The following is a 6,123-nucleotide window of genomic DNA, read 5'->3' as shown; positions in this document are numbered from 1 at the left end:
GCCGCCGGGCGCTCGGGTGCCGCCCAGTGCTTCTGCCGCGCCAGGCGCGTGCCGCGCAGGCTCGCCTCGCCCGCGCCGACGCCCTCGTCCGCACGCCCGTCCGGGAACCCGGCCAGGACGCGGGACATCTCGCGGAAGGTGACGACCGTGTCGGCGCCGCGCGTGGGGGCGACGTCCTGCCCGGAGCGCAGGCGGTCGACGACCTCGGTCGCGCTCGCCGGGGTCTGGTTGTCGAAGAACTCCCAGTTGACCATCACGACGGGCGCGTAGTCGCACGCCGCGTTGCACTCGACCTTCTCCAGCGTGATGGCGCCGTCCTCGGTCGTCTCGTCGTGGCCGATCCCCAGGTGGGCGGACAGCTCGTCGAAGATCGCGTCCCCGCCCATCACGGCGCACAGCGTGTTCGTGCACACGCCCACCGTGTAGGTGCCGTTGGGGTGGCGCTTGTACTGGCTGTAGAACGTCGCCACGGCCGACACCTCCGCGGTGCTCAGCCCGAGCGTGCGCGCGCAGAACGCGATGCCGTCCGGGCTGACGTAGCCGTCCTCCGACTGCACCAGGTGCAGCAGCGGCAGCAGGGCCGAGCGCGCGTGCGGGTAGCGCGCCGTCGCGGCCGCGGCATCGGCCGTCAGCCGCTCGAGCTTCGCCCCGACGTAGGCCTCGTGCGTCGCCATCAGCGGTCCACCCCTCCCAGCACGGGGTCCAGAGCGGCGACGGCGACGACGACGTCGGCCACCTGACCGCCCTCGCACATCAGCGAGACCGCCTGCAGGTTGTTGAACGACGGGTCGCGGAAGTGCGCCCGGTACGGCTTGGTCCCGCCGTCGGAGACGAGGTGGACCCCCAGCTCGCCGCGCGGGTGCTCCACGGACTGCCACACCTGCCCGGCCGGGACGGTGAAGCCCTCGGTCACGAGCTTGAAGTGGTGGATGAGCGCCTCCATCGAGGTGCCCATGATCTCGCGGATGTGCTCGAGCGAGTTGCCCATCCCGTCCGAGCCGATGGCCAGCTGGGCGGGCCAGGCGACCTTCTTGTCGGCGACCATGACCGGCCCGGGGCCCAGCGCGGCGAGGCGCTCGACGGCCTGCTCGATGATCCGCATCGACTGGTAGCACTCCTCGATCCGCAGGATCACCCGCGAGAAGGAGTCCGCGTCGGTCGACGTCGGCACGTCGAAGTCGTAGGTCTCGTAGCCGCAGTACGGCTCGGCCTTGCGCACGTCGTACGGCAGGCCGGCGGAGCGCAGCACCGGTCCGGTGATGCCCAGGGCCATCGCCCCGGCGAGGTTGAGGTGGCCGATGCCCACCAGCCGACCCTTGAAGATCGGGTTGGCGAGCATGAGGTCCTGGAGCTGGCCGATGTAGTGGCGCACGGTGACCATGGCCTCGGTGACCTGCTCGAGCGTGCCGGGCGGCAGGTCCTGCGCGACACCGCCGGGGCGCACGTAGGCGTGGTTCATCCGCAGGCCGGTGACCATCTCGAAGATCCGCAGGATCTCCTCGCGGGCGGTGAACCCGACGGTCATGATCGTCGTGGCGCCCAGCTCGTTGCCGCCCGTGCCGATGCAGATGAGGTGGGAGGAGATCCGGTTGAGCTCCATCATGAGCACGCGGATGACCGTGGCCCGCTCGGGGACGGCGTCCGTGATGCCCAGCAGCTTCTCGATCGCCAGGCAGTACGCGGTCTCCTGGAAGAGGGGCGCCAGGTAGTCCATCCGCGTGCAGAACGTGGTGCCCTGGGTCCAGGACCGGAACTCCATGTTCTTCTCGATGCCCGTGTGCAGGTAGCCGATGCCGCAGCGGGCCTCGGTCACGGTCTCGCCGTCGATCTCGAGCATGAGGCGCAGCACGCCGTGCGTGGACGGGTGCTGGGGGCCCATGTTGACGACGATGCGCTCCTCGCCGAGGCGCGCGGCCTCCTCGGCGATGTCGGACCAGTCGCCGCCGGCGGCCTCGAAGACGGGCACGTCGTGGTCGTCGACGATCGACGCACCGGCCCGGGGGTAGTCAGCCATCAGTGGAACGACCTCCGCTCGTCGGGCGGCGGAACGCTCGCGCCCTTGTACTCCACCGGGATCCCGCCGAGCGGGTAGTCCTTGCGCTGCGGGTGGCCCGGCCAGTCGTCGGGCATGTGGATCCGGGCCAGGCCCGGGTGCCCGTCGAAGACGATGCCGAAGAAGTCCCATGTCTCGCGCTCGTGCCAGTCGTGGCCCGGGTAGACCGGGACGGTGGTCGGGATGTGCGGGTCGCCGTCCGGCACCGCGACCTCGAGGCGCAGCCGACGTCCGTGGGTGACCGAGCACAGGCTGTAGACCGCGTGCAGCTCGCGGCCCACCTCGTGCGGGTAGTGCACGCCGCTGACGCCGAGCCCCAGCTCGAAGCGCAGGTCCTGGTCGTCCCGCAGTGCGCGGCACACGGTGAGGATGTGCTCGCGGCGCACCTGGAGCGTCAGCTCGCCGCGGTCGACGACGACGCGCTCCACGGCGTCGTCGAAGGCGGTGCCGGCCTCCTCGAGCACCTCGGCGAGCACGTCGACGACCTCGTCGAACCAGCCGCCGTAGGGCCGCTCGCTCGCGCCGGGCATCGTCACGGTGCTGACCAGGCCGCCGAACCCCGAGGTGTCGCCCGAGCCGTGCACGCCGAACATGCCGGTGCGGATGTCGATCGGGACCGGACCGGGCCCGGTACCGGTGGGGGTGGCGACGACGTCGGACGCCTGGTCCGGACGGGGTGCCTCGCTCATCGCAGCAGCCCCTTCATCTGGGAGGTCGGCGTGGCGGCCATCGCGGCCTCCTCGGCGGCGCGCGCCGCGGCCTCGCGGTTGACGCCGAGCGGCTCGGCCTGGATCTGCTCGTGCAGCGTGAGGATCGCGTTGAGGAGCATCTCCGGCCGCGGCGGGCAGCCCGGCAGGTAGATGTCCACGGGCACGATGTGGTCGACGCCCTGGACGATCGCGTAGTTGTTGAACATCCCGCCGGAGGACGCGCAGACGCCCATCGACAGCACCCACTTGGGCCCGGCCATCTGGTCGTAGACCTGGCGCACGACGGGCGCCATCTTCTGGCTCACCCGTCCGGCGACGATCATGAGGTCGGCCTGGCGCGGCGAGGCGCGGAAGACCTCCATGCCGAACCGGGAGATGTCGAACCGCGGGGTGCCGGTCGCCATCATCTCGATGGCGCAGCAGGCCAGGCCGAAGGTGACCGGCCAGAGCGACGCCTTGCGCATGTAGCCAGCGAAGCCCTCGACCGTCGTCAGCAGGAAGCCGGACGGTGCGTCCTCGATGCCCATGACCCTCCTTCCGTGCGTCGACAGCCGTGCTCGATCGTTCTGGACGGGTGCGCGCGGCGCGCGCCGCTGCTCAGTCCCACTCGAACCCGCCGCGGCGCCACTCGTAGACGAACGGCACCGTGATGAGCGCGAGGAAGGTCATCATCGCGACGACGCCGAACATCGCGAGCTCCGCGAAGTCGACCGCCCACGGGTACATGAAGACGACCTCGATGTCGAAGATGATGAAGGACATCGCGACGAGGTAGTACTTGATCGGGAAACGACCGCCGCCGACAGCGTGCGGGGTCGGGTCGATCCCGCACTCGTACGCCTCGAGCTTGGCGCGGTTGTAGCGCTTCGGGCCGATGATCGCGCTCGCGCCCACGCCCCCGAGGGCGAGCACGGCGGCCACGCCCATGAGGACGAGGATCGGCACGTACGGGTTGCTCATCGAACCCTCCGGAGTTCAGGGCGGACCGGCCGGGACACGGCCCTGCTGACCGTACCGGTGGCGAGGGCCAGGACCGAACGGAGTCCGGTCCGCGTCGTGTGTCGCCGGGTCATGCGGACGGCACGATCTTCGTCAGCGTGGAGATCAGGCGGTCGGACGCGTCCCCGCCCTTCGGCTCCCACACGTCGGACAGCAGCTTGAGCGTCAGGCGCATGAGGGCGGGCCGGGGCAGGCCGTAGCGCGTGCACACGCGCATGACCTCGGGGTGCTCGATGAGCTGCACGAACATCCGGCCGAGCGTGTAGTAGCCCCCGAGCTCGTCTGACATGACCTTGGGGTAGGTGGCGAGCGTGCGCTCGCGGCCGGCGTCGGAGGTGCGGGCCTTGGCCTGCGCGATGACCTCGGCCGCGCGGCGTGCGGCCTGCATGGCGTAGGCGATGCCCTCGCCGTTGAACGGGCTGACCATCCCGCCGGCGTCGCCGACGAGCAGCAGCCCGCGCGTGTAGTGCGGCTTGCGGTTGAAGGCCATCGGCAGGGCGGCGCTGCGTACCGGTCCCACCTGGTTCTCCGGGGTGAACTCCCACTCGGGCGGGGTGTTCGCCACCCACTTCGCCAGGAGCTCCTTGTAGTCGATCTTGGTGGCGGTGGCGCGCGAGCTGACGCTGCCGAGGCCGACGTTGGCCGTGCCGTCCCCGAGGCCGAAGATCCAGCCGTAGCCCGGCATGAGGTTGGACCGGCCGGGGGCGCCGTCCCACAGCTCGAGGTGGGACTCCATCCACTCGTCGTCGTGCCGCGGCGTGCGGAAGTAGGTCCGCACCGCGACGCCCATGGGGCGCCGGACGTCCTTCTCGATGCCCATCGCCAGGGCGAGGCGGGCCGAGACGCCGTCTGCCGCGATGACGACCGGCGCGCGGTAGGTGACCTCGTCCCCCGCGCGGCGGCCCTCGGCGTCGACGGGGCGCGCGGTGACCCCGACGATGCGGCCCGTGCGCTCGTGCAGCACGGGTCCGGTGACGTTGGTCAGCTCCTGGACGCGGGCCCCGGCCGCCGCGGCGTGGCGGGCGAGGGTCTCGTCGAAGTCGCGGCGGCTGCGGCTGACGCCGTACGAGGGGAAGGAGTCCGTCTCGGGCCAGGGCAGCTCGAGGCGGTGGCCACCGCCGAGGACGCGCAGGCCCTTGTTGCGGATCCAGCCGTCCTCGGGCGCCATCGGCACGCCCATCGCGACGAGCTCCCGGACCGCGCGCGGCGTGAACCCGTCCCCGCAGACCTTGTCGCGCGGGAAGGCCGCCTTCTCCAGGACCAGCACGTCCAGGCCCGCGACGGCGAGGTAGTAGGCCGCGGTGGACCCGGCGGGACCGGCACCGACGACGATGACGTCCGCGTCGTCCAGGCCCAACGTCCCCACGCCCCGCCTCATCCTTGTGAAGGGTTTCACGAACCGAACCGGGTCAGTCTAACGGCGCTCCCGGGGCATGTCTGCGCGGACGCCCCCTCGCCGCGGGACGATCGTCCTAGGGCGCGAACGGCCCGTCGGGGGCGGCCGGCCGCGTGGCACGGTGCAGCGCGACGATGCCGCCGGACAGGTTGCGGTACGCGACCCCGGACCACCCCGCGCCGCGGATGAGGGCCGCGAGGCCGCGCTGGTCCGGCCACGCGCGGATCGACTCGGCGAGGTAGACGTACGCGTCCGGCTCCGTGGAGACGGCGCGGGCCACCGGCGGCAGGGCGCGCATGAGGTACTCGGTGTAGACGGTGCGGAAAGGGCCCCAGGTGGGGCGGGAGAACTCGCAGACCACGAGGCGCCCGCCGGGCCGGGTGACCCGGAGCATCTCGGCGAGTCCCGCTGCCGTGTCCACGACGTTGCGCAGGCCGAACGAGATCGTGACCGCGTCGAACGACGCGTCGGCGAACGGCAGCCGGGTGGCGTCCCCCGCGGTGAACGGGAGGCTGGGGCGGCGCGCCTTGCCGACCTCGAGCATGCCGACCGAGAAGTCGCACGGGACGACGTCGACCCCCGCGGCCTCGAACGGCTCGCTCGACGTGCCGGTGCCGGCCGCGAGGTCCAGGACGGTCTGGCCCGGGCGGGCGCCGACGGCGGCGATGGTCGCGGTGCGCCAGCGGCGGTCCTGGCCCAACGAGATGACGTCGTTGGTCAGGTCGTAGCGACGGGCGATCCCGTCGAACATCGCGGCGACCTCGTGCGGCTGCTTGTCCAGGGTGGCGCGGGGCATGCGCGCCAGTCTCGCAGGCCGCACCCGGTGGAGCGTTCCCGTCCCACCGGTCGCGTGCGGAGCGTCCCGGTCGGGTGCGGAGCGTCCCGGTCGGGTGCGGAGCGTCCCGGTCGCGTGCGGAGCGTCCCGGTCGCGTGCGGAGCGTCCCGGTCGCGTGCGGAGCGTCCCG

The 6,123-nt window shown here is 72.1% G+C and carries 7 protein-coding genes; all 7 read right to left on the bottom strand.

Features of this window, described 5'->3' with window-relative positions; genetic code table 11:
* A partial coding sequence (nuoE, locus tag PKY62_RS02275; protein ID WP_324534427.1) for an NADH-quinone oxidoreductase subunit NuoE occupies nucleotides 1-674 on the bottom strand: 674 nt, incomplete at its 3' end.
* A complete protein-coding gene (locus PKY62_RS02270) occupies nucleotides 674-2,014 on the bottom strand; it encodes an NADH-quinone oxidoreductase subunit D (RefSeq protein ID WP_324534425.1) in 1,341 nt (446 codons plus the stop codon). The genes PKY62_RS02270 and nuoE, both read right to left, overlap by 1 nt.
* Nucleotides 2,014-2,742 (bottom strand): NADH-quinone oxidoreductase subunit C, encoded by a 729-nt coding sequence (locus tag PKY62_RS02265; RefSeq protein WP_324534423.1) that lies wholly within the window; start codon nucleotides 2,740-2,742, stop codon nucleotides 2,014-2,016. Before PKY62_RS02265 ends, PKY62_RS02270 begins: the two co-directional genes overlap by 1 nt.
* Nucleotides 2,739-3,290: a NuoB/complex I 20 kDa subunit family protein gene (locus PKY62_RS02260; protein WP_324534422.1), complete on the bottom strand. Its 552-nt coding sequence runs from the start codon at nucleotides 3,288-3,290 to the stop codon at nucleotides 2,739-2,741. The genes PKY62_RS02265 and PKY62_RS02260 overlap by 4 nt, the downstream gene beginning before the upstream one ends.
* 70 nt (nucleotides 3,291-3,360) lie before the next feature.
* A complete protein-coding gene (locus PKY62_RS02255) occupies nucleotides 3,361-3,723 on the bottom strand; it encodes an NADH-quinone oxidoreductase subunit A (protein WP_324534420.1) in 363 nt (120 codons plus the stop codon).
* Between the two features lie 109 nt (nucleotides 3,724-3,832).
* Nucleotides 3,833-5,140 carry a geranylgeranyl reductase family protein gene (locus tag PKY62_RS02250; protein ID WP_502875767.1) on the bottom strand — a complete coding sequence of 436 codons (1,308 nt, stop codon included), beginning with the start codon at nucleotides 5,138-5,140 and terminating at the stop codon, nucleotides 3,833-3,835.
* A 94-nt stretch (nucleotides 5,141-5,234) separates the two neighbouring features.
* On the bottom strand, nucleotides 5,235-5,954 hold the full coding sequence (locus PKY62_RS02245; protein WP_324534418.1) for a demethylmenaquinone methyltransferase: 720 nt from the start codon (nucleotides 5,952-5,954) through the stop codon (nucleotides 5,235-5,237).
* Nucleotides 5,955-6,123 lie beyond the last annotated feature (169 nt).

Origin of the sequence: Actinotalea sp. (assembly GCF_035443605.1) — a bacterium.
Classification (GTDB): domain Bacteria; phylum Actinomycetota; class Actinomycetes; order Actinomycetales; family Cellulomonadaceae; genus Actinotalea.
Note: the sequence above shows the minus strand (reverse complement) of the source record. Positions and strands in the feature narration are given on the sequence as shown.

Coding starts and splice junctions, on each gene's coding strand:
- PKY62_RS02270 (WP_324534425.1), bottom strand. CDS start 2,014: ATGGCTGACTACCCCCGGGCCGGTGCGTCGATCGTCGACGACCACGAC.
- PKY62_RS02265 (WP_324534423.1), bottom strand. CDS start 2,742: ATGAGCGAGGCACCCCGTCCGGACCAGGCGTCCGACGTCGTCGCCACC.
- PKY62_RS02260 (WP_324534422.1), bottom strand. CDS start 3,290: ATGGGCATCGAGGACGCACCGTCCGGCTTCCTGCTGACGACGGTCGAG.
- PKY62_RS02255 (WP_324534420.1), bottom strand. CDS start 3,723: ATGAGCAACCCGTACGTGCCGATCCTCGTCCTCATGGGCGTGGCCGCC.
- PKY62_RS02250 (WP_502875767.1), bottom strand. CDS start 5,140: ATGAGGCGGGGCGTGGGGACGTTGGGCCTGGACGACGCGGACGTCATC.
- PKY62_RS02245 (WP_324534418.1), bottom strand. CDS start 5,954: ATGCCCCGCGCCACCCTGGACAAGCAGCCGCACGAGGTCGCCGCGATG.